The organism is Streptomyces sp. NBC_01803 (assembly GCF_035917415.1).
In the GTDB taxonomy this organism is placed as follows: domain Bacteria; phylum Actinomycetota; class Actinomycetes; order Streptomycetales; family Streptomycetaceae; genus Streptomyces.
In genome coordinates this window covers 680,755-701,350 of the sequence record NZ_CP109073.1, presented here as the reverse complement: position 1 = coordinate 701,350, position 20,596 = coordinate 680,755, and the positions used below count along the sequence as shown (strand labels likewise).

Annotated in this window: 22 protein-coding genes; 9 read left to right on the top strand and 13 right to left on the bottom strand. The window is 71.8% G+C overall.

Annotated features, from left to right (window positions below; translation table 11 throughout):
- Positions 1–256: 256 nt before the first annotated feature.
- A complete protein-coding gene (locus tag OIE51_RS02920; protein WP_326595279.1) occupies positions 257–1,441 on the top strand; it encodes an MBL fold metallo-hydrolase in 1,185 nt (394 codons plus the stop codon).
- 75 nt (positions 1,442–1,516) lie between these two features.
- Here the strand turns inward: OIE51_RS02920 and OIE51_RS02915 are convergent, their stop codons facing one another.
- From OIE51_RS02915 to OIE51_RS02890, 6 genes are all read right to left on the bottom strand, one after another.
- Positions 1,517–1,873: a DUF3140 domain-containing protein gene (locus OIE51_RS02915; RefSeq protein WP_326595277.1), complete on the bottom strand. Its 357-nt coding sequence runs from the start codon at positions 1,871–1,873 to the stop codon at positions 1,517–1,519.
- A 75-nt stretch (positions 1,874–1,948) separates the two neighbouring features.
- The gene (locus tag OIE51_RS02910; RefSeq protein WP_326595275.1) at positions 1,949–2,608 is read right to left on the bottom strand and encodes an endonuclease; all 660 of its coding nucleotides are present in this window, start codon (positions 2,606–2,608) and stop codon (positions 1,949–1,951) included.
- A 17-nt stretch (positions 2,609–2,625) separates the two neighbouring features.
- On the bottom strand, positions 2,626–2,823 hold the full coding sequence (locus OIE51_RS02905) for a hypothetical protein (protein WP_326595273.1): 198 nt from the start codon (positions 2,821–2,823) through the stop codon (positions 2,626–2,628).
- Positions 2,824–2,896: 73 nt separating this feature from the next.
- The gene (locus OIE51_RS02900; RefSeq protein WP_326595271.1) at positions 2,897–3,430 is read right to left on the bottom strand and encodes an NADase-type glycan-binding domain-containing protein; all 534 of its coding nucleotides are present in this window, start codon (positions 3,428–3,430) and stop codon (positions 2,897–2,899) included.
- A gap of 566 nt (positions 3,431–3,996) precedes the next feature.
- Complete coding sequence (locus OIE51_RS02895) at positions 3,997–4,566, bottom strand: phage tail protein (protein WP_326595269.1); 570 nt, start codon at positions 4,564–4,566, stop codon at positions 3,997–3,999.
- 1 nt (position 4,567) lies between these two features.
- Complete coding sequence (locus OIE51_RS02890) at positions 4,568–5,632, bottom strand: putative baseplate assembly protein (RefSeq protein ID WP_326595268.1); 1,065 nt, start codon at positions 5,630–5,632, stop codon at positions 4,568–4,570.
- A gap of 9 nt (positions 5,633–5,641) precedes the next feature.
- On the opposite strand from OIE51_RS02890, the gene OIE51_RS02885 reads away from it, so the two are divergent.
- Entirely contained in the window at positions 5,642–6,007 is a 366-nt protein-coding gene (locus OIE51_RS02885) for a hypothetical protein (RefSeq protein WP_442811849.1), read from the top strand.
- A 133-nt stretch (positions 6,008–6,140) separates the two neighbouring features.
- On the opposite strand, the gene OIE51_RS02880 is transcribed toward OIE51_RS02885, so the two are convergent.
- Together OIE51_RS02880 and OIE51_RS02875 are read right to left on the bottom strand one after the other, a co-directional pair.
- The gene (locus OIE51_RS02880; RefSeq protein WP_326595266.1) at positions 6,141–6,368 is read right to left on the bottom strand and encodes a DUF397 domain-containing protein; all 228 of its coding nucleotides are present in this window, start codon (positions 6,366–6,368) and stop codon (positions 6,141–6,143) included.
- A 1-nt stretch (position 6,369) separates the two neighbouring features.
- Positions 6,370–7,242, bottom strand: a complete 873-nt coding sequence (locus OIE51_RS02875; protein ID WP_326595264.1) for a helix-turn-helix domain-containing protein — start codon at positions 7,240–7,242, stop codon at positions 6,370–6,372.
- Between the two features lie 214 nt (positions 7,243–7,456).
- Between OIE51_RS02875 and OIE51_RS02870 the strand changes: the two genes are divergently transcribed.
- Both OIE51_RS02870 and OIE51_RS02865 read left to right on the top strand, forming a co-directional pair.
- The gene (locus tag OIE51_RS02870) at positions 7,457–7,960 is read left to right on the top strand and encodes an ATP-binding protein (RefSeq protein WP_326595262.1); all 504 of its coding nucleotides are present in this window, start codon (positions 7,457–7,459) and stop codon (positions 7,958–7,960) included.
- Positions 7,957–8,199: a hypothetical protein gene (locus OIE51_RS02865; protein WP_326595260.1), complete on the top strand. Its 243-nt coding sequence runs from the start codon at positions 7,957–7,959 to the stop codon at positions 8,197–8,199. The genes OIE51_RS02870 and OIE51_RS02865 overlap by 4 nt, the downstream gene beginning before the upstream one ends.
- 389 nt (positions 8,200–8,588) lie before the next feature.
- Here the strand turns inward: OIE51_RS02865 and OIE51_RS02860 are convergent, their stop codons facing one another.
- The 5 genes from OIE51_RS02860 to OIE51_RS02840 all read right to left on the bottom strand — a co-directional run bounded on the left by OIE51_RS02860 (position 8,589) and on the right by OIE51_RS02840 (position 12,066).
- Complete coding sequence (locus OIE51_RS02860) at positions 8,589–8,912, bottom strand: hypothetical protein (protein ID WP_326595259.1); 324 nt, start codon at positions 8,910–8,912, stop codon at positions 8,589–8,591.
- 428 nt (positions 8,913–9,340) lie between these two features.
- Positions 9,341–9,664, bottom strand: coding sequence for a cytotoxic translational repressor of toxin-antitoxin stability system (locus OIE51_RS02855; protein ID WP_326595257.1), 324 nt, complete (start codon positions 9,662–9,664; stop codon positions 9,341–9,343).
- A 98-nt stretch (positions 9,665–9,762) separates the two neighbouring features.
- Positions 9,763–10,179: a prevent-host-death protein gene (locus OIE51_RS02850; protein ID WP_326595255.1), complete on the bottom strand. Its 417-nt coding sequence runs from the start codon at positions 10,177–10,179 to the stop codon at positions 9,763–9,765.
- 107 nt (positions 10,180–10,286) lie between these two features.
- The gene (locus OIE51_RS02845) at positions 10,287–10,676 is read right to left on the bottom strand and encodes a cupin domain-containing protein (RefSeq protein WP_326595254.1); all 390 of its coding nucleotides are present in this window, start codon (positions 10,674–10,676) and stop codon (positions 10,287–10,289) included.
- A 187-nt stretch (positions 10,677–10,863) separates the two neighbouring features.
- Positions 10,864–12,066, bottom strand: coding sequence for an IS110 family transposase (locus tag OIE51_RS02840; RefSeq protein WP_326594512.1), 1,203 nt, complete (start codon positions 12,064–12,066; stop codon positions 10,864–10,866).
- Between the two features lie 442 nt (positions 12,067–12,508).
- Between OIE51_RS02840 and OIE51_RS02835 the strand changes: the two genes are divergently transcribed.
- The 5 genes from OIE51_RS02835 (at position 12,509) to OIE51_RS02815 (ending at position 20,583) form a co-directional block, all read left to right on the top strand.
- Complete coding sequence (locus OIE51_RS02835; RefSeq protein WP_326595252.1) at positions 12,509–12,700, top strand: hypothetical protein; 192 nt, start codon at positions 12,509–12,511, stop codon at positions 12,698–12,700.
- A 284-nt stretch (positions 12,701–12,984) separates the two neighbouring features.
- A complete protein-coding gene (locus tag OIE51_RS02830) occupies positions 12,985–15,243 on the top strand; it encodes a hypothetical protein (RefSeq protein WP_326595251.1) in 2,259 nt (752 codons plus the stop codon).
- A gap of 2 nt (positions 15,244–15,245) precedes the next feature.
- A complete protein-coding gene (locus tag OIE51_RS02825) occupies positions 15,246–16,532 on the top strand; it encodes a TRAFAC clade GTPase domain-containing protein (protein WP_326595250.1) in 1,287 nt (428 codons plus the stop codon).
- Positions 16,529–19,012 carry a GTPase-associated protein 1-related protein gene (locus OIE51_RS02820; RefSeq protein ID WP_326595248.1) on the top strand — a complete coding sequence of 828 codons (2,484 nt, stop codon included), beginning with the start codon at positions 16,529–16,531 and terminating at the stop codon, positions 19,010–19,012. Before OIE51_RS02825 ends, OIE51_RS02820 begins: the two co-directional genes overlap by 4 nt.
- Positions 19,009–20,583 (top strand): TRAFAC clade GTPase domain-containing protein, encoded by a 1,575-nt coding sequence (locus OIE51_RS02815; protein WP_326595246.1) that lies wholly within the window; start codon positions 19,009–19,011, stop codon positions 20,581–20,583. Before OIE51_RS02820 ends, OIE51_RS02815 begins: the two co-directional genes overlap by 4 nt.
- Positions 20,584–20,596: the final 13 nt, after the last annotated feature.

Sequence of the window (20,596 nt, the reverse complement as noted above, 5' to 3'; positions counted from 1 at the left end):
CGGCGCGGGGCACCGTCCGGAGTCCACCATGTCGGTCGGTGTCCGCGACGCGGCGGCGCGGACCGCCTCCACGACCGCCGGGGTACGGCGGGCCCCCGGCCGGTGGTCGGCCCCCAGGCCGCTCCCGCGGCCCGCGCGTCCTCTCCGGGCGCGCCCGCGCCGGGGCCCCGGGTGGTCACGGGACGTTCTCGCGCACAGTGACTGGAGGTCACTCCCATGGCTTACAGTGGCGTCAGCCGCATTCTGGGAGGTTCATGTGACCGAGCCGTCCTCGTCCACCGGTAAACCCGCCCGCGTCTCCGCCCTCGCCGGGCTGCGCCCCGCTTCCTTCGGCGCCCGTGCCTCGGGCGACCGCCTGGCCCGTGTCCAGCGCTCCCCGCAGTACCGCGACGGAGCCTTCCGGAACGACCGTCCCGTACACATGGGCGGTCCGCGCGAGATGCTGCCGATGCTCCGGGACATGATGCGGCGGGCGGACCGGCTGCGCAGGTCGCCGGCGGGCAAGCTGCCCCTGGTCCGGCCCGCCGCCGTCGATCCGGACGACACGCCGGAATCGGGACTCCGGCTCACCTGGCTCGGACACGCCACCGTCCTGGCCGAGATCGACGGGCACCGGGTGCTGTTCGACCCGGTGTGGAGCGAGCGCTGCTCCCCGTTCTCCTTCGCCGGGCCCCGGCGGCTGCACCCCGTCCCGGCCGCGCTCGGCGAGCTGGGCCCGCTGGACGCCGTGGTCATCTCGCACGACCACTACGACCACCTCGACATGCCGACGATCCGTCGGCTGATCGCGACCGACGCGGTGTTCGCCGTGCCGCTGGGCGTCGGCGCCCACCTGGAGCGCTGGGGCGTGCCCGCCGCGCGGATCGCCGAGCTGGACTGGTGGGAGTCGGCCGCGGTGGGGGAGCTGACCCTGACCGCCACCCCCGGGCAGCACTTCTGCGGCCGGGGCCTGCGGGACCGCTTCCAGACGCTGTGGGCTTCCTGGGCCGTCGCCGGTCCCGAGCACCGGATCTACCACAGCGGGGACACCGGGTATTTCCCGGGCTTCGCCGAGATAGGTGAGCGGCACGGGCCGTTCGACGCCACGATGATCCAGATCGGCGCCTACAGCAGCGAGTACTGGCCGGATATCCACATGACCCCGGAGGAGGGCGTGCGGGCGCACGTGGACGTGTCCGGGGGCACCGCGCACGGGATCATGCTGCCGATCCACTGGGGCACGTTCAACCTGGCGCTGCACCCGTGGGAGGAGCCGGCCGAGCGGACCGTCAGTCAGGCCAAGAACGAGAACGTGACGGTCGCGGTGCCCAGACCCGGGGAGTCGTTCGAGCCGGCCGTGGGTCTCCCGGTCGACTCGTGGTGGCAGTCCGTCGCCGCCCGTCCGGCGACCGTTGACCCGGCGCCCGGGCCGGCGCCGATCGCCCGGCCGGTCGACGGCTGACGAGCCCCGTGGGACGGCACGTCGCCCCGCCCGCCTGGAGGACGCGGGCAGGGCGACGGGTCGGTGGGCGCGCGCCTACGCCAGATCGTCGGGCTCGGCGCGCAGCGGATCGTGTCCCAGGCTCATCAGCCGGTAGCGCCAGGCCGGCTCGGGCACCTCGCGGCGCGGACCGGTGGTGCGCTCGGTGCGCACCGTGTCCACCACGTCGTGCATCAGGCCGATGTCGGCGTCGGTGAGGTCCATCTGCCGCTTCCGCAGGATCGCCAGCACACCGCGACCCTGCTCGCTGCCCGCCCGCTCGGGCGGCTGTTCGCTCTCCTCGCCCGCGCTGCTGGTCCGCAGCCAGGCGGCGAGCTCCTGGGACGTCATGTTCACCGCGTTGTGGAACTCGGCCCACAGCGCGTCCATCTCGAACGTTTCGGCGTCGGCCATGATGCGCCTCCGGATTGCTCGTCGTGCCCCCGGCGAGTCCCCCCGTTCCGGCGGGGCAAACGTCGGGGTCGCCGCTCAGCGGCCCGCCATCTCCCGCACGTCCCGTGCGAGTCCCTTGTCCAGGGCCACCCGCACCAGCCCCGCCGTGAGCCGGGGCACCTCGTCCCCGGGGACCAGCTCGCCCAGCGTCTTCGGCGAACGCGGCAGCCCGACCCGCTCGGCGCCGTCCTGCGCCTTGTGGTCGATGTAGGGCGCGTACTCGGGCCACACGGCCTGCGCCTCCCGCAGGAAGATGTCCACGCCCATGGCGCCGATCCCGGGGAACTCACGCAGCCGGTCCGGCGCCCCCCCGCCGCGCAGCCGGCGCAGATCGCCGCCGTACTCACGCAGCGCCAGCTCGGCGCCCTGTCCCAGCTGGGTGGCCGTCCGTTCGTCGTAACGGCGATAGTGGCCCACGCCCAGCGCGTCGACGCGCTGCTGCCAGGTGGCCTCGGCCATGCGCTTCGGATCCCGCATCCCGGCGTCGAACAACGCCCGCGCCGCGGCGACCGCGACATCCGCTCTGATCCTGGCGGAGAGCAGGTGCGAGAGGACCAGCACCTGGTAGAGCGGCCCCGGCGTGTTCCGCAGCCGGATGCCCGCCTGCTCGGCGTAGGTCCGGCCGCACCGGTCCAGCAGTGCCCGCGCGGTCTTCTCGCGCTTCTCGCCCGTGCTTGTCGTGCCTGTTCTCGCCATGATTCCAGTCGCCCGCCTCAATCGGTCCCCGGCCGTTCGCTCTTGGGCCCCCGCCCGCGCTCCGTGCGCGGCCCGCGCGAGCGCCACTTCGGATCCCGCTGGAGGTCGGCGTTCGCCTCGTCGTTGGCATGCTGGTCCGGAACGCCCTGGCTCTCGGCGTCCTTGCGGCGGTGGGCACGGTGGATGTCGTACTTCTTGCTGCCCGGTTCAGGCATTCTGATCACCTCGCGCCCCGGGTTCCCCACCACCACCCCGCGAAACAGCCGCCCAGCGTCCCCGGCGCGCCGGTCACCCGCGTCCGAACAGCTCCACCTCGGCGACGGCCGGGCCGCGGTCGGGGCCGTCGCCGTACGCGGCGTCGATCGTGAGCACGACGCGGGTGACATCCGTGCCCCGCACGTCGAACCGCTGCTCCCCGGCCTGGTCCCGGAGGGCGATGGTCCCGGTATCCCTGCCGCCTTCCACATCGACGAGCGTCACGGTGATCCGGGCCGGACGGGCCTGCGACAGGAACTCGTCCTGGTTCGCCGAGATACCGGCAGTGACGATCACCTGCCGGAGCTGCACCGGCTCGGTGAATCGTGCCTCCAGGGACTCACCGGCGCCCGATCCGGCGGCGGGCGCCCAGTACCGGTTCCTGAGGCCGTCGCAGGCGTTGCCGGCCGGATGCCCGGACGCCTCGCTCGAAGCCCGGCAGTCGTCCGGACTGAGCGGCTCCACCTTCTCGGTCCGGTCGCGGACGAAGGAGAAGGCGTCCGAGATTTGCGCCCGCGTGAACCAGGCGACCGCGGCGAGGGCCAGCAGGATCAGCGGCAGTGCCAACCGGGGCCGCCTCCGCCCCGGCCGTGCGGGCCGGGTCCCGGCGGCCGGCGGACGAGCCGCCCGGCGCGGCAGGAGCCGGCGCCACCGGGGGAGCGGGGGGCTCGGATCGGCCCGCGGCGGTGGGGCGTCGAGGGGCTCGCCGCACCGCCCGCACAGGGTCCGGCCGGGCGGATTGCCGGCGGCGCACCGGGGGCAGGGGCGGTCGGCCGGCGCAGGTGGCGCGCCGGGCGGCGGAACCCCCGGCTGTGCGGGCGGGCCGGGCGGCGCCTCCGGACGGTGGTCCGGCCCCGAGCCATCGGCGCCGTCGGAGAGGTCGTCGGGCCGTCTGGGGGCCACCGGGACCGGCTCCGGCACCCCCGGCTCCGGCTGAGGCCCGGGCCTTGTCGGCAGCGGCGCGGGCACCGGCACGTGCGCGGGACCGCCTCCGGGCTCAGCACCGCCCCCGGCCGGGAGAACGGTCGGCCGGTCCGGCCGCGGGCCCGGCCCCTCCTCCCATTCCAGGAACGCCTGGCACGACACGCAGAACTGGGCCCCCGCCGCGTTGCGGTGCCCGCAGTCAGGACAGATCACGGCGCACCACCGCCGCCCGTCGCCTCCGCCGGGGGAAGGATCTCCACCCGGTACGTGACATGGGCGGGCACCTCGGCGGCGATCAGTCCCTCCAGCCGCACCCGGTCGACGGCCTCCGGCTCGGGCACCCGCAGCCGGACCCGCACCCACGGCTGTGCCGATCCGGGCAACTCGGCCGCCGGGGACGCCGACCACGCCGTGCTCCCGCTCTCCTCGATCTCCGGCTCGGTCCCGGTCTCGACCCGCACCGCCGCGGCCAGTCCCAGCCGGGTGCCCCGCCGCCGGTGCCGGACGACGGCACCGGAGACGACCGCCCGGCGCTGGGTGGCCGGGCGGTCGGCGTCCACCTCGACCGAGACCCACTCGGCCAGCCACGCGACGAAGTCCTCCGGCGCGGTGCGCGGATGGAGGTACGCGGGAAGGTTGTCCAGCGTGAGCAGCACCGGCGCCAGCACCTCGTCCAGGGCCTCCAGGAAACGGCGGAGGAAGTCCTGATCCCCGTAGACGGCGGGGAGCCGCTGGATCAGCGGATGGGGCGTCGGCAGCCCGGGAACGAGTGCGCGCATCTCAGTCCTGCCTCACCCGGAGCTGGTGCTCGTAACTGAACACCAGCGCGTGCCGGTCCAGATCGATCCTGGTCGTCGCCTCCGCCCGCTGCCCCGTCACCGGATCCGCCGGGAACAGCCGCACGTCCTCGGCCAGATCCACGCCGGGCACCTGCTGGAGCACCGCGAACACCTCACCCGAGTGCACCGGACGCCCGAACGGCCAGCCCTCCCCGTCCGGGCCGCCGGTCAGCGGGTTGAAGTACCCGTACAGGGCGGCCAGTGCCGCGTCGCGCAGCCGCTCGGCGGTGGCACCGCGCTCCGGGCGGACCGAGGCGACGACGGTCACCCCCTGGTAGTACGGCGGCGCCACCAGCACCCGGGCCCCGATCGGGCGCCGCTCGTCCAGATGCCGCGAGATCCTCTTCAGCGTGGCCTCCGGCGGCATCAGCTCCTCGAACCGGACCCGCCCCTGCTCGTCGCTGCGGCCGGTCGGCACCACCAGCAGCCGCACCCCGCCCGCCTCGGCCGGGTCCCCGGTGACGTCGCCACCCCGCTCCTCACCCGCCGGCACACAGCAGACCCGGGCGGCATCCGGCGCGACCTCCCGGGCGAGCCGCTCGTAATCCCCCGGCACGACGGCCCGGGACAGGGTCCGCAGCGTCATCGGCCCGCGTCGGCGCGCCTCCTCCACGGTCTCGCCGTCGACGCCGCCCAGCGCCGGACGGCGGTTCTCCACCCGCGCCACGAACGGCAGGGAACTGCGCAGCACCCGCAGCGCGCCCCGCGCCACGTTGCCCCGGCGCCCGCCGCCCGTGCGGTAGCTCCGCACCCGGACCGTGGCACCTTTCGGCGGCAGCACGCCGTAGCCCCGCACGGTGCCGTCCCGCTCGCGGACCGCCGGGCCGAAGTCGACCTGGCCGGAGTTGGGGTCGAGGGTGAAGTGCCGGTCGCGCACCGTGGAATGGGCGAAGTGGTCCACCCGCGTCCACTCCACCCAGCCCCTCTCATCGGCCAGTTCCACGACGAACGGCTCCTCGTCCAGCACCACCGGCGGCCGGGCGACGCGGAAGCTCTGTCCCGGCATATCGAGGGCGTGGGCGTCGACCCGCGCCGCCCGCCGCTGAAGTGGGAGGCGTGGGACGGGAACACGTGGGCGGCCTGCGAGGTGGAGAAGGACGACACCGGCGGGTTCAACAAGGCGGGCGAGGTCATCCTGCACATGCTGCGGGAGCACGCCGCCTCGGTGGTGGCCCGGCAGTCCGGCGGCTGGCTGCGCTGCCGACTGCTCCAGGCCGCGCCGGACCAGCCGACCTATGTCGCGTCGCCGACCGTGCGCCGGGCGACCGCGTTCACCATCGGCGGCACGGTGGCGGCCGTGCACGCGGAGACCATCACCGGGGAGATCCTGGGACTTTCGGAGGGCTGCTGTTCGCCAGGCGGCTGCGGAGAGGTCGTGTAGCGTTGGTGCTCGGGTAAGTCGTGCCGCATTGCTATCTTCCGATCGTCTCTAATATCTGACGCTGCTCACATGAAATAAAACCCTGCCGAGGCCACAAAGGCTTCGGCAGGGCGCCAGATACTGGCCCGGTGCGTCAGGCAGGCAGCAGGTCGTTGGCCTTGACGCAGGCGATGAACGTGTTCCAAGCACGAGTGGGAATGACCAGGGTGGGGCCGGTGCGGGTTTTCGTGTCGCGGACGGGGATGATGCCGGGGATGCCGTCTGCGACCTCGACGCAGTTGCCGTTGCCGGCCGTGTAGCTGCTCGTGCGCCACCCGGCATCGGCAAGTGCAACCGTGTTCAGGCCCGTCGGCTCGCTCATCTCAGACCAGCTCTTTCTCGATACGTCGTAGCAGCTCAACGCTATCTTCCGTCGAGAGAGCGGCGGCGGACAAGTTGTTGAACATCCTGTTCAGACGCCGTAGCGCGATGGGCTCGTCGCGGAGACTCGTCGTGTTCTCGGCGGACTCGGTGAAGGCGACGTCGGGGGCGGCATCCGTCGCTGAGGAGAACAGGATGAAGGCTCCCGTGCTGGCACCCTTCTCACCCGCTTTGAACGGGATGACCCGAAGGTTCACGTTGGGTAGCGACATGACCTCCACCAACTTCCTGAGCTGGGCCCGCATCACGGCTGCTCCGCCTACCTCGATGCGGAGCGCTGCTTCGGTCACGATCCCGTCGAAGACCAGCGGATCCTTCTCACGCAGCCTTTCTTGTCGGCGCAGGCGGACCTCCACCAGGCTGTCGACTTGATCGGGCCCCAGGGCAACGTAGCTGCTGCCCGTAACGGCACGGGCGTAGTCCGCGCTTTGGAGCAGCCCGGGGATCAAGAGAGGCTGGTACTCACGTCCTTCGGCGGCCTCGGCCTCGTAGGACAGGAACTCGCTGTAGTTCGCGCTGATCACGTCGTTGTAGATGTGCCACCACGGTGGCACCCGCTGCCTACCTCGCTTGAAGAGTTCAGCGAGGACCTCCCGCTTCGTGTCGTCAACCTCGTACAGCTCCATGAGCGCGTCGAAGTCCTTGCGTGTGCAGGTCCTCTTGCCGAGTTCGACGCGGCTGACCTTGGAGCCATGACAGCCCAGGTGGCCGCCCACCTCCTCCGCAGTCAGCCCTGTGCCATCGCGCAGCAGTCGCAGCTCCGCCCCCAGCTTCCTTCGTGCCGTGAGAGGGCTGCTGCTTGAGACAACTGCCATGTCAGTGTCCTTCCTTGTACGTTCGGGCGTCGGTGAGCGGGCCCATATCGGTCAGTTGGGCGAACGTTCACCTTGGGGAGTGGAGCCGGGTTCGCGATTGGCATCGTGCCAGTCACGGACTTGACGCCGCGACTCGGCGGCCAACATCATAGCCAGCGTCACGGATTGCGCCAATTCGGTGACTGGTCGTTGAGCAAGTTTGTCGGGAGGGTCCATGGCAGTGCCCGTACTTCCCATCGTTGAGGAACCCCATCTCGTCGCCTGGGACTTGACGGCCCGGCCCTGCGAGATAGGGCAGTGGCGTGACACCACCGCCGACGTGCTCAAGCGGTGGGACGCGGCCCCCGACGCCATCGACTTCGCGTGCCTCGGCGTTACCGAGCTGCTGGTCAACGTGGGGCAGCACGCCGGTGATCCACGGTGCCGTCTCGTCATCCGGCGGCGTCAGGGCTCGTTGTACCTCCTCGTCAGGGATCGGTCGGCCGTTCTGCCGGTCCTGAGCGAGCCGGACTGGACCGCCACCAGCGGGCGCGGGCTGTGGCTGTTGCGGGAGATGGCCGGGGCGCTCGGTTGCCTCTTGACCTCCGCGCCCGGCAAGTGGGTGTGGGTCCGCTATGACGCGCCGGGCGCGTTCGTGTCCGAGCAGCTTCGTCCGCGTGTACGCCAAATCAACGCGGCGAGTGTCGCCAACCTCCTGAGCAAGGGCGGTGGCCAGTGAGCAGCCGGAAAGCCTGTGCCTCGGCCGCTCTCCTCCGTGCCGTCGAGCAGGCCCGGGAGGAGCTTGACGGCGTGTACGCGGCCCACGGGATTACCCAGGAGATCGATCCCGTCACCGGGCAGCGTTCCCACCGGCTCGTCGCGCCGGAGCGCTGGACCACGGACGACGCCCGCCGTTTCGCGCAGGCCGTCCAGCGGGCGGTCGAGCACCTCCGCCCGCAGGTGAGTTGTGGCGACTGAGAAGCGCCGCGTCGGCGTCGGCGCCCGGACGTGGGACAAGTCGCAGGTGGAGGGGCACACCAGCGAGGGTGCTATGGGCGATGCTGGGGACACGGCTGCCGAGAAGGTGTCGATCTCGTTCGATCCGGAGACCATCGAGCGGGCGCGTCGTGCCGCCATGAGAGCGGGCATGACGCCGTCGACCTGGATAGACCAGGCGGTTCGGCATCAGGCGGACCTGGATGAGGTCCGTGCGGCGTTGGAGGAGCAGTTCGCCGAGCACGGCGAGCCGTCCGAAGAGGATCGCGAGTGGGCTCGTCGGGTCATGGCCGATTGCCGGTGTTGGCGAACCCAGCCTGCTCGATCACAGCGCCCACCGCTCGGCATGACAGACGGCTTCTCAGCCACGCTTACGCCTGGATCCACCGCCTCAGTGCCTCGACCGTGTTCTCCGGCGCGGTGTTGAAGCACAGCCGGATCCCGGGCGCCGCGTCGCTGAGGACGTTGACCAGCCGCTCGAACAGCAGGGTGTTCTCCGGCAGCATGCGCACGCCACCGCCGATCATCGCCAAGCCGAACGCATGCTCCTGAAGATGCTCCCGGACGGTCGCCTCGGCGCGGTCCGGAGAGGTGTCGATCAGGCACGGGACAGCATCGAACCCCGCCTCACGCAGCGCCGCGTTCCCGGCCTCGATCCGGGCGGTGAGCACCGCCTCGTCGAGACCGTCGGGCATCCGGCTGTAGTCGAGCGCACTCGGATGCAGCCCGATGGACAGTACCTTCGTGTCCCTCGGCAGAGGAGTTGACGTCGTCGGCCGGCCCATGGGCGGTGCCCTCTCTGCTCGCGTCGCGCTGATCTTTCCGGTGTATCACGGAAGCCGGGCAGAGGGCCCTCTCAGCCCGGAATCCCAGATGGTCTCCGCCAGCACCCTGCGCTGACGACCCCCCGCCCCTCAACACCAACGAACAATTGCCCGGATCCCTATCAAGAGGCCCTGAAGCCTTGTTCCGGGCCCGCGCGATCACCTGATCGGGCAGCCCGTTCGATCACGTCGCCCACCGCTCGGTATGAGGATGGCTTCTCGGGCCGTTCAGCGGGCGGTCGATTGCATCCGCCCGCTCCGGGCCCTGGCGGCGGCGAGCCGTAAGGCCCCGGCACAGGTCACGTTCCCTCGGTCCAGAACTGTCCGAGCCGTGCGATGGCCTCTTCTTTGCTCAGCTTCGCGACCTCAGCCTCGGTGAGTCCGACGCGGTGGATGAGGAGGTGAACGAGGTCGGCGGGCAAGGCCGCGTCAGGTGGGATGGGTACCCCTCGGTCGGGCTTGGTCCCATCGCGTACGCAGGCCCAGAACTCCTCCTCTTCGACTCCGAGTTGGTCGCCGAGGATGTGGTTCCAGAGGGCCGGTCCGTAGTCGGTGCGGTCGGCCGGATGGGAGACCCGAGTGCGGAGAAGGCGTCCATCGGGGAGGTCGAGCTCGTAGGTCACATGGTGCGTGCCTGAGCGACCGCGTGCGTCGCGTACTCGGCGCCAGCCCTCGATCCGGCAGAAACGGTCGTGGTCCTCCCGCGTCGGCTGCGGCCATTTCACTGTGTGGTCCCCAGGATCCAGGCGCGCACCTGGTCATCGTCACTGAGCCCGATCAACTGCACCAAGCTCCAGTTGTCGCGGTGATTCGGGGTGTCGGCCAGGTGATCCTGCCAGTCCTCGGCGTACTCGCGCAGGGCATCCACCAGTTCGGTGATCGCCTCGTCGAAGGTGGTGCCATCCGCTGCCACCGGCAACCCGGGGATGAACGCCGACCAGCCGCCGGCCTCCGGCACGACCTGCGCGTGGAGCGTGCAGATCCGTGAGAGCGCTTGGCGCAGACGCTCGACGGCGACCAGCGCCGTGAGCAGGCCGTCACGGCGGACCGTGGCCACCCGGCCACGCTCGGCCGCGTCAAGCAGATCCTTCAGGTGTGCGCGGGCTTCGCTGTAGCTGTCGTAGTGCACGGCCGACACGTCCGTACCTCCCTCTCTCCTCGGGAGTGTCCTCCCGGGGTTTCGGGTACGTCAAGTACGTCACGTACGTGTGCCTGGCTGTAAGGGGGGTGGGTGGTGGATAGGGGTCACCAGCGGCCGATCTCGAACCTGGCCTCGTTCGGGCTGTCCACGGGCCACGGCGGTACAGTCGCCGCGACCACCCGCAGTCCCTCAACTCCCGCTCGGAACTGGAACGTCGTGCCCAGCGGGATGGTCAGGCAGATCCCCGGCTCCAGCGTCGTGATCTCCTCGCGGCCGTCCTGGCTGCGCCACATCTCGCCCGCCCCCGAGACGACGAACCAGATCTCCTCCACGGTGGCGTGGGACACCGCTTTCGCGGTCTGTCCCGGTGCGAGCTCGAACTGGGCGAAGCTCGCCGCCCCGGGAAGCACGCACAGCGGCCGTACCGCCGAACCGTCTGGCGCGGTGATCTCGGGAGCCTGATCGAGACGTATGGTCGTGAAGCGCTCAGTCATGATCCCCACGATAGGGAGTGCGAAAGCACGCCCATAACCTCCCCGCCCTCGCCCGATCCGCTCCTCCGCCCCGCCCGGGCGGGCACTGTCCCGTCTCCTTCGATCTCGCTGAGCCCGACACGATCGACGAGCAGGTGTACGAGGTCGACGGGCGCCGCAGCCGGGGGGGGTGCCTCTATGTTTTTCGTCAAGGGAGGCGTGGGGTTCTGGGTTCGTAGAAGGTGCCGTCGCGGAGCATGGCGAAGAGGACGCTGATGCGGTGGCGGGCGAGGCGGAGGAGGGCTTGGGTGTGGGTCTTCCCCCGGTCCCGGCATTTGTCGTAGTAGGTGCGGGAGGCGGGATCGTGGAGGGCGGCGAACGCGGAGAGGAACATGGCCCGTTTGAGTTGCCGGTTTCCGCTTCTGGGTGCGTGTTCGCCGTGGATCGAGGTCCCGGACGACTTGGTCGTGGGGGCGAGTCCGGCGTAGGAGGCGAGGTGGGCGGCGCTGGGGAAGCTGGTGCCGTCGCCGACGGTGACCAGCAGGACGGCGGCGGTCCTGACCGCGACCCCCGGCATCGAGGTCAGGACCTTGGAAAGAGGGTGCTCCTCCAGCAGGGCTTTGATCTGGGCTTCCAGAGCGCGGCGCTGTTCGTGGACGGCGGCCAGGGAGCGGGCCAGGGACGGGATGACGACGTCGAGAGTGCCGGTCCCGGGAACGACGACGGTCTGTTCGTCGAGCGCGTCGAAGACCTCGTCGATCAGCCGCTGGGCCATGCGCGGGGCCTTGGGCCGGATCACCTCAACGAGCCTGCGCCGACCGGCCTTTCGCAACGCGGACGGGGAACCGTAGCGTTCCAGCAGCCAGGTCACGGCCTGGTGGTCCAGGCGCGGCCCGAGCACGCGTTCCAGCGAGGGGTGGAACTGGGTGAGCAGGCCGCGTATCCGGTTGGAGGTGCGGGTGGCCTCGGCCGCGAGGTCCTGGTCGAAGCCGACCAGCACGGTCAGCTCGGCGGTGATCTCGTCGGTGAGTTCCAGCGAGCGCAGGGTGTGCGGCATGGTGCGGGCGGCGTCCGCGATCACCGCGGCGTCCTTCGCGTCGGTCTTCGCCTCGCCCGGGTACAGGTCGGCGATCCTTCGCATGGCCAGGCCCGGCAGGTAGGCGACCTTGCAGCCCGCGTCGCGGGCGACCGTGAGCGGGAGGGCTCCGATGGAGGCGGGCTGGTCGACGATCACCAGCACGGTTCCGAACTTCGCCGCGAGCTTGTCGAACACGGCCCGCAGCTTCGGCTCGCTGTTGGGCAGCTGCTTGTCGAAGACCTTCTTGCCGGCCGGAGTCAGCCCGTGCCCGTGATGGGTGCTCTTGCCGACGTCCAGGCCGAGGAAGACGCCCACGTCGTCGATGTCGTACAACCCGTCCTCCCGAACAGGGCTCGTGCGGTGCTGGCCAGGGCGATGGCGCCGTACGTGCGCATCCACGTTATGCAGACCTGCCGCCCGCAAGCGGCCGGGCATTGCGCCAGGCCGGGCGGTGGTCGGACCTCTCATCAGCGTCTCCAACGGCACCCCACGGGCCCGGTGACACCACCCCCCAGGTCATGCGTTCGACAGAGGGGAACAGTCATGCCGGGCCCGGAGGCCAGCGGTCCTCTTGCAGGACCGCGAAGAACATAACGGGGGGATGCCATTGGACGCGTGCGGGGACGTGAGTAACGCCCGCGTGGCCGTTCGCGCTCCCGGTGGTTGGGCGAGCGCCGTGGCGGCGTTGAGCAAGCGGACGCAGTAGGCCGTAAGTTGGGCGCGGTCGGCTGGGAGGGTGCCCCGGCGGACGCTTTGCTCGTCGTGGAACGACACCATGGGCATGGGCCATCTTCGCCGTTTGGAACACATCCGCACTCTCCTGCGCGCACGGGAAGGGGTGGAGGCCGCGGACACTCGGTTGTTCTGCTTCAGCGGGGGCGGCTTCACTGATGAGCTGCTGGCCTGCGCCGACGGTGATGCGGCTGTTCAGCTCATCGACCTGGACCGGCTCTACAACGGAGCATGACCCACCGCCGGGATCGATGTCGGCTGGGCCCTCCGGTCGGGCTCCTTCCGGTCCGAGGGACAACGCGCGTCGCTCGGTCCCGCGCGTGATCGGCGGCACTCGCTCCCTGGAGGCGCCGTTATGATCGGGGCAGGGCTGCCTCCCCCCTTCGCGGGGCGGACGGTGGGAGGGGATCCTGGTCCCGACTTCCCTTTGGACAGGCCGGGTTGGTGAAAGCCACCCACTGCGGGTGACGACCTGCTGGAATGGTGGCTCGCACCGGTGGGCAGTGATCGTGAGGGCGGATGGTGGGGCTTGACTTCGGGCATCATCTCGGGTTGCCCGAGGCGCTGCCCGCGTTGCCTTTGGCCCCGCTGGCGGCCCGCTACCAGGAGCTGCTCGCTCGGCAGCACGCCCTGGGAATGCGGCACATCGGCGAACTCCTCATCGCGCGCGGCGGACGGCTGCGCGTGCTCGACGGGGTGTACGTGCCGCGCGCCCCCCGTGGCTGGCGGCGTGTCGATGGTGGCGAGCTGAGTCGGTTGCGGTCGGAGGCGGCCAGTGCCGACGCGTCGGCGCTGCTGCGGCAGTTGGAGGAGATGCACGGCCGGGACCCGACCGCGCTGCGACGCGTGTTGCTCTATCAGCTGGTCGAGCTTCTCCAGAACCATCCGCAGGGCGGGCGGCCGGCCACCGCGGTCTTGCTCGGCGTCGATCGGGGAGAAGCCGCGGCGCTGGTCCACGCGGCGGGCGTACGGCTTCGGCTGAACGCACGACAGCGGGCCGCCGCCGAGGGGTTGCAGGACGAGTGGGAGCGCGGACGGTTACGCGCGGCTGCCCGCCTCGCGGCCGAGCTGCCGGCCGACAGTGGCCAGGACCCGTTTCTCCGGGGGCTGTTGCGACAGGTCACCGCGCTCACACACGAGACGGAGGCCGCCCTCGACACGGCGCGCCGACTTGAGCGCGAAGGTGACACGGCAGCGGCGCGCGACCGCTATCTGCACGCCGCCCGGCTCACGGCCGACTCCGTCCAGGCGCTGCGCGGGCTCGTCCGTACGCATCAGCCCGCTGGGAGCGCCCCAGGACCTCTGGCCGTCGAACTCGCCCCGGACTCTGTCGGGTTGATCTGGGCCCCAGTCGGCGACACCGACGGCGAAGGCGGCACAGGCGGCACAGCCGTCACGGCATGGCGGGTCATCAGGATCGTTCGTGCTCCGGGCCGTCGTCCGGGGTCGTTGACCGTCGTCCACAGACAGGTGCGGACCGGCTCCGCACGGGACACCCAGCCTCCGCTCGGCGGCACGGTCCGTTACGCGGTCTTCCCCCTGCGCGATGAACTCGTCGACGGCCCGCCTCTCGTGTCCGGGAAGCTGCTCGTCGCACCGGAGGTGTCCGGGCTCCGGCTCACCGATGGCAGGGAACGCATCGAAGCCGTCTGGACGCGGCCTCCGGGGGCCGTCGGCGTCCGCGTGGTCCTGACCGGGCCCGACGGCCGTGCCAGGGAAGTCGGCGCCCGGGACGACGGGTTCACCGAGCGGGGGCTGTCACCGGGCAGGCATCAGGTGTGGGTCCGCTGCTGTTACCGCGCCCCGGACGGCCGGGACGTCGAGTCGCCGGGCATCGAGCGGCAGGTCACCGTCGATCCCTGGCCGTCACCGGTTCGCGAACTCACCGTCACGGTCAGGGACGGAGGCGTACGGTTCGCCTGGAGCGGCGCCGAGGACGCTGATGTGCGCCTGGTCGAGTGGCCCGGAAACGCGCCGCTACCGGGGACGGAACTCCCAAGAGAATACGCCGAGTTGCCAGCCCCTCTCGCGTGGCGGCGGGCTGCCGGGGGGCTTGTGCCGCCGCCCGGCGCACTGGTTGCTGTCACCGCGGTATCCCTGCGCGGTGAGCATGCTGTGGTCGGACCGAGTGTCCATATTGAGGCACCGCGCCCGGTCGGTGCGCTGGCCGCAGAGCGTACCGCCGACGGTCTCGCCCGGGTCACCTTCGACTGGCCCCCGGAGGCGGGGCAGGTGACCGTGACAACGGAGCAGGACGGGCGGCGCACCGTGTACCACGTGGCGCGCAGCGTGTTCCTGCGCGAGGGCCTCTACCTTCCGGTCGGCCCGTCCGCGGTGCAATTGAACGCGACCGCCGCGCCCCGTACGACCGAGGCGACCGTCATCCCTCCGGCCGGCGTCGAGATCGTTCTGCCCGCCGACATCGCCGTCGCGTACCAGGTGATTCCCGGGCCGCGCCGCCCGCTGCGCCGGAAGCCGGCCACGGTGCGGGTCTCCCTGTCGTGCCCGGACGGCGAACCGGCGTCGGAGCTCCCGGAGTTCGTCCTCGTGGCGCGCTCCGGCGACGGTGTTGCCCCGGTCCGGCCGCGCCACCCCGCCGACGGCACGACCGTGCTGCGGCTGAGCGGTGCCGAGCTGCACCGGGCCGGCACTGTCGAGCGTGAGATCACCCCCGGCGCCTGTCGGCCTCCGTACGCCCTGCGCGGCTTTCTGGTCGGCGGCAGTGCCGCTTCCGTGCGCCTCGAAGATCCCTCTCCCACAACCCTGGTGGTGCGCTGAACATGACGACCGTCGTGTGCCCCTACTGCTTCGACCGGGCCCCGGCCGCACGGCTGCCGTACCGCTGTCTGATGACGGCCACCGGCGTCCGCGGCGGCAAGCCCTGCGATGCCGAACGCGACGATGTCTGGGCCGAGTTCATGGGTCCGAGCGTGCCGCCCGCGCTACGGATGCGGGGCCCGGTCTTCCCGCCGCCCCGCACGCTCGGCGGGCTGCGCCCCGGGCCGGGCAGCGGTGGTTCGCGTGCGGCCTGCCCGGGCTGCGGGGTGTCCACGCCGGTCCGGGTCTGCCGCCGCTGCCACAGCGACTTCCCCAGCGACTACTGCGAACAGGACAGCCGCATCATCGCGCTGGTCGGCGCGAAGGCGTCGGGCAAGAGCACCTACATTTCGGTGCTCGTCAACGAACTGCGCAACCGGGTAGGTCGCGCCTACGGTGCCTCACTTGCCGCGATGGGCAGCGAAACCCAGCGCCGCGACCGGGAGATGGCCGAGGACCTCTATGACCGGCTGCGGCTGCCCGCGGCCACCCGCCCCGCCGCTCTGGGCTTCAACGACCCGCTGCTGTACCGGCTGAGCCTGCCCCGCAGAAGGCGTCTCGGCGACGGCAGCCGACACACCGCGCTGGTCTTCTTCGACGCCGCGGGAGAAGATCTGGGAAGCGCCGCAGCGATGGACCGCTACACCCACTATCTCGGCGCCGCCGACGGTATCATCCTGCTGGTCGACCCGCTGCAGCTCGGTTCCGTACGAGATCAGCTGCCGCCCGGCGAAGGCGCCGTGCCCATGGTCGAGACGCCCCCGCAGCAGATCGCCGCGGATCTCGCCGCCCAGCTGCGCGCCCACGGCCGCGGCGGTTCGCGTGGCCGGGTCACCACGCCGATCGCCGTGGCGGTGACCAAGACCGACATGCTGCGGCCGATGATCGGCTCGCACTCGCCACTGCTGCGCAACGCCTCCCACCAGGATGGGACGCTCGACGAGGACGACCGGCTGACCGTGCACGAGGAGATGCGTTCACTGATGGAGAGCTGGGACTCCGGCGCGCTCTGCCGACAGCTGGAGCGGGAATTCGCGTCACTCTCGCTCTTCGGGCTGTCGGCGCTCGGCTCCCCTCCGTCCGCCCAAGCCCCGTCCGACGCCCCCAAGTCGGGACCACAGCCGATGCGCATCGAGGACCCGTTGCTGTGGCTGCTCGGGCTGCGCGGTCTCCTCCCCGTACGCAAACCCGGTAGAACCGGCACGACCGGCAAACTCGGCAGGACCGCGAGCGAGAGGGCCGGATCATGAGCCTGACCCAGCTGCACTACACCTCGGCCCCGCCGGGGCCCGACGGTTCGGGATTCCGCTTCACCGCGGTCACCCCCGGCGCACCGCAGTCGCTACTCAGGGAAGCGGAGCAGCTCATCGGGTACGAGCCGCCGCGAGACGCCGCACCGCGCCCCACGGCCGCCGAACTTGACTCGTTCCCCGAGGCGTTCAGCCACAGCCTGCTGTCCGACGGCAGTCGGCTCCTGGCCCGAACGGTCTACACGGGAGCTGACTACAGCGGGCGCTGGGGCAACTTCCACGCGCATGCCGTGCATCTGCCTGCGGGCACGGCACTCCCCGGTGGCGCGCTGCCCATCACCGCCTGGGGCTCACCGCGGTGGGCCGCCAGTACCCCGGACGGAGGAGTGCCGGAGCCCCTGGACTCGCTGGCGGCTCCGGGGCGCCTCGACCGGGACGGACTGATCGGGTTCGCCGCCTCCCGCGCGTCGTGGCTCGCGGACTTCTTCGCCGATCTGCGCAGGCTGAGCGAGGACGAGTCCGCGCCGCAGCTCGTCGTCGTTGAACGGGACAGCGCCGCCGTGGCCCGGTGGATCGCGCTGGCCAGCACCGTACTGCCGCGGGAGAACGCTCACCGGCTGACCTTCACCACCTACACGCGGCGGCCCCAGCTCGCCCGGCAGCAGATCCTCGGGGTACTGCCCGAGGACGGCCGGGACCTGGCCGCGCACGACCATCGCTACCGCGTGCACGACTGCACCGGCCGCGCGTCCAGCACGCGGACGGCGGACGCCTGGGCGCGGATCGCCGCGCGCGTCTGGCTGGGCAGGGCACCCGAGCTGTTCAAGGCGGCGGCCGCGCTGCCGGACGGCCACTTCGCGCCCGGCCCGCTCGCCGTCGAGGCACTGTGCGCCGGCCTGGAGCTGAACGCCGACGGCCGCACCGCGGCGGCCGACTGGGCACAGCACCACGCGGACACGCTGGGCGGCAACCGGCTGCACCGGCTCGTGAACGCGCTGGGCGCGCCCACCGGGAACCGGACGGCGGCAGAGACGGCTGCTCTGACGCGGCTGTTCGCGGCGCTCGACGGCAGGCTGCCGGTCAGCACGATCGCGCCGCTCGCCGCCCTCGTGCTGACCGTCGCCGTCCGCTCGCCCGGCGCCGGGACGGAGGCCGGGACCGGCCTCGCGGTCCTGCGGCGAGTCACGCTCACCGAGGATCTCAGGCGGCGCCTCGCCGCCGAGCTCGGCCCCGATCTGCGCGCGGGCGTCGCGGACACCGGCAACCGCTCTTCGCGGTCGGCGGAACTGCTGTGCGTCGCGGACACGCTCGGCGTGGACTGTGCGGACCTTCTGCCCGACGTGGCGCATCGGCTCTCCGTCGCCCTGCTCGCGGACCCGGACTCGGCGCGCACGCCCGCCGTACGCTTCGCGCTGGAGGACCGCTTCGACCTCCGCGCCGCGTTGCTGGCCGAACTCGACTTCCTCGCCCAGGGCGACCCGCCCGCCGCCGCCCGGCTGCTTGCCAGGGTCCCGTTGCCGTTCACCGAGAGCCAGGCCCTGCCGCACCTGCGGATGTGCGCTGAGGCTCCTCGGGTGGCGGCGGCCCGCGGCGACCGTGTCACCGTCCTGAACGCCGTCCTGCGGGCCGGCCGGGTCTCCCCGATCGCCGAGCCGACGATGCTGCGCACCGCCGTCCGACTGGTGTGGGACGGCGATCCGCCGACCGCGCGTGAGGCGAGGCTGATGCTGGGCGAGACCGGCTCCAGCGCGCACCTCGCGGCCGGCACCTGGTCCGACCTCGTCAAGGCGGCGCTCCAGGGCCCCGCCGACGATCCCGACGTACCCGATCTCGCCCACGATCTGCTGCACGCCATCTCCGACGACCTGGAGCCGCGCGAGCGCCGGGCGCTCCAGCTCCTGGAATTCGCCCGCGAACTCCGGGACGGCTCGGCGGCCCCCAAGGGCTGGATCGACCGGGCTCTGACGCTCCGGGCGGTCGCGGAGCCCGTGGAACCCGCCGTGCTCGAACGGGCCTACGGGGCGCTCGCGCGCCGGCTGCTCTCCGAGGAGCGGCCGGACGGAGAGTTGCGCGCGCTGATCCTCAGCGGTGACGCCGATCTGATCGCGGCATACGGCCGGGCCGCCCAGTCGAAGCGGGTGGGGGACCGGCTGCGCGTCGTCCCCGCCTACGTGGCCGACTGTTTCGCCGTGTGGAGTTCGCACCCGCAGGCGAGCGTGGCCTGGCAGGAGACCCGTTCCCACCTACTCGACCGGGTGCTGCGCCCCATCGTCCGGGCGCTGCCCGACGCGGACCTTTCCGCCGTCGAGAGGCAGTTGGAGCGGGCCGGAGCGCGCTGGGCGGAGGAGTTCCAGGCATTCAGCCGACCGGGGGCGTTCGGGCGGTTCGGCAGACGCCTCACCGGCCGGGGCCGCAAGGACACTGCGGCGGGACCGCGCTGGGGCGATGTGGAACCACCCCGCAAGGGTGGCCGCCCGTGAGTGAGACGACCCTGATGACGGCCGCGCTCTGGGTCACCGGCGTGGTGGCGGTGCCGCTCTGCCTCGGCTACACGCTCTGGCTGTTCCTCGGCAAGTCGATTGAGGCCGCCGGAAGGGTCCTCGGCCCCTGGCGGGTCGGCGCACCGGATCCGCGGCTGCCGGGCGTCACCCCCGGCGAGCCCGTCCACCGCGCGTACTGGTCACGGCAGATGTGGCTGGACGCCGGGTCCGCGGCACGTACCGCCCTGCGCGACATGTGGTACCGGCTGACCATGCAGTGGCTGCAGCACTGGGCCGCGCGGCTCTTACAGGGCCGCGACCCGGCCACCGGACGACCGGGTGAGAACTGGTTCACCCGTACCGTGATGCGCCTCCTGGCCCCGGGAACGGCGGCCGGGGCGGTCCTGGGAGCGCTGCTCGCGGCGCTGCTCACCTCCCTGATCATGATCGTCTTTGGGCTGTTGCTCGGCCTGATGTGGCTGTTGGCCGCGACAGCCGTCCTCGCCCTCCGCAGTACGGAACGGCTCGGGGTACTGCTCCGCCGTATTCGGATGAAGTGCCCGTATCCCGGCTGCTACCGTCCGTTCCCGCTGGCCGTTCACCGCTGCCCGAACTGCGACGTCGCGCACGGCGAGCTGCGCCCCGGCCGCTACGGCGCGCTGTGGCACGTGTGCGCGTGCGGGCGGCGTCTTGTCACCACGTCTCTGGCGGGCCGGGCGCGCCTCGCTGCCCGCTGTCCGCACTGTGACCAGCTGCTTCCCGAGGCGGTCGGCAGCACACGGGTGGTCCATGTGCCCCTGATCGGCGGCCGGTCCTCCGGCAAGACCATGCTGATGGCGGCGATGGCGGCGGGGCTGCAGTCCTGGTCGCGGCGGAGCCGGCTGACCGTCGAGTACGCTTCCGCGACCGATCAGCGGGACGCCGGGATGCTCAACCAGCAACTGAACCAGGCTGGTTGGGCGCTCAAGACGCAGGGCGGCCAGCCCCGGGCCTTCATGCTGCTCATCGGCCACGGCAGGCGACGGCGGCTGCTCTATCTGTACGACCCGATGGGCGAGTCGTTGCGCGACGCCGGGTCCCTACGCGAACAGCAGTATCTGGCCCACGCCGACGGGGTGATCCTGGTCGCCGACGTACTCGCCGAACCGCAGGTGCGACGCGCGCTGGGGGCGGCCGACGCCGAACTCGCGGCCGACGCCCGCCCCGCCGACCTGGGGCCGATGGACACCTACCAGCGCCTGACCGGCGAACTCGCGGCACTCACCGGGCGGCGTCGGCGTATACCGGTGGCCACGGTGGTCACCAAACGGGACGTCCTTGACCGGATCACCTCATTGCCCGTACCGGGCGCCAGGATCGACACCTGGCTGGAGAACATCGGCCTCGGCGCGCTGGTCCGGGGTCTGGGCCACGACTTCGGCGCGGGCCGCTACTGGGCGGTGAGCGCCTACGCGGCGACCGGAGCGGGAGCGCTCGACAGTGAGCAGCGCCGGGCCGCGGAGCCGGTGCTGTGGGTGTTGGCCCGCTCGGGGCTGCGCGGTGCGGCCGTACCCGATCGGCCGGGGCGCTGACGTGGGCACGACG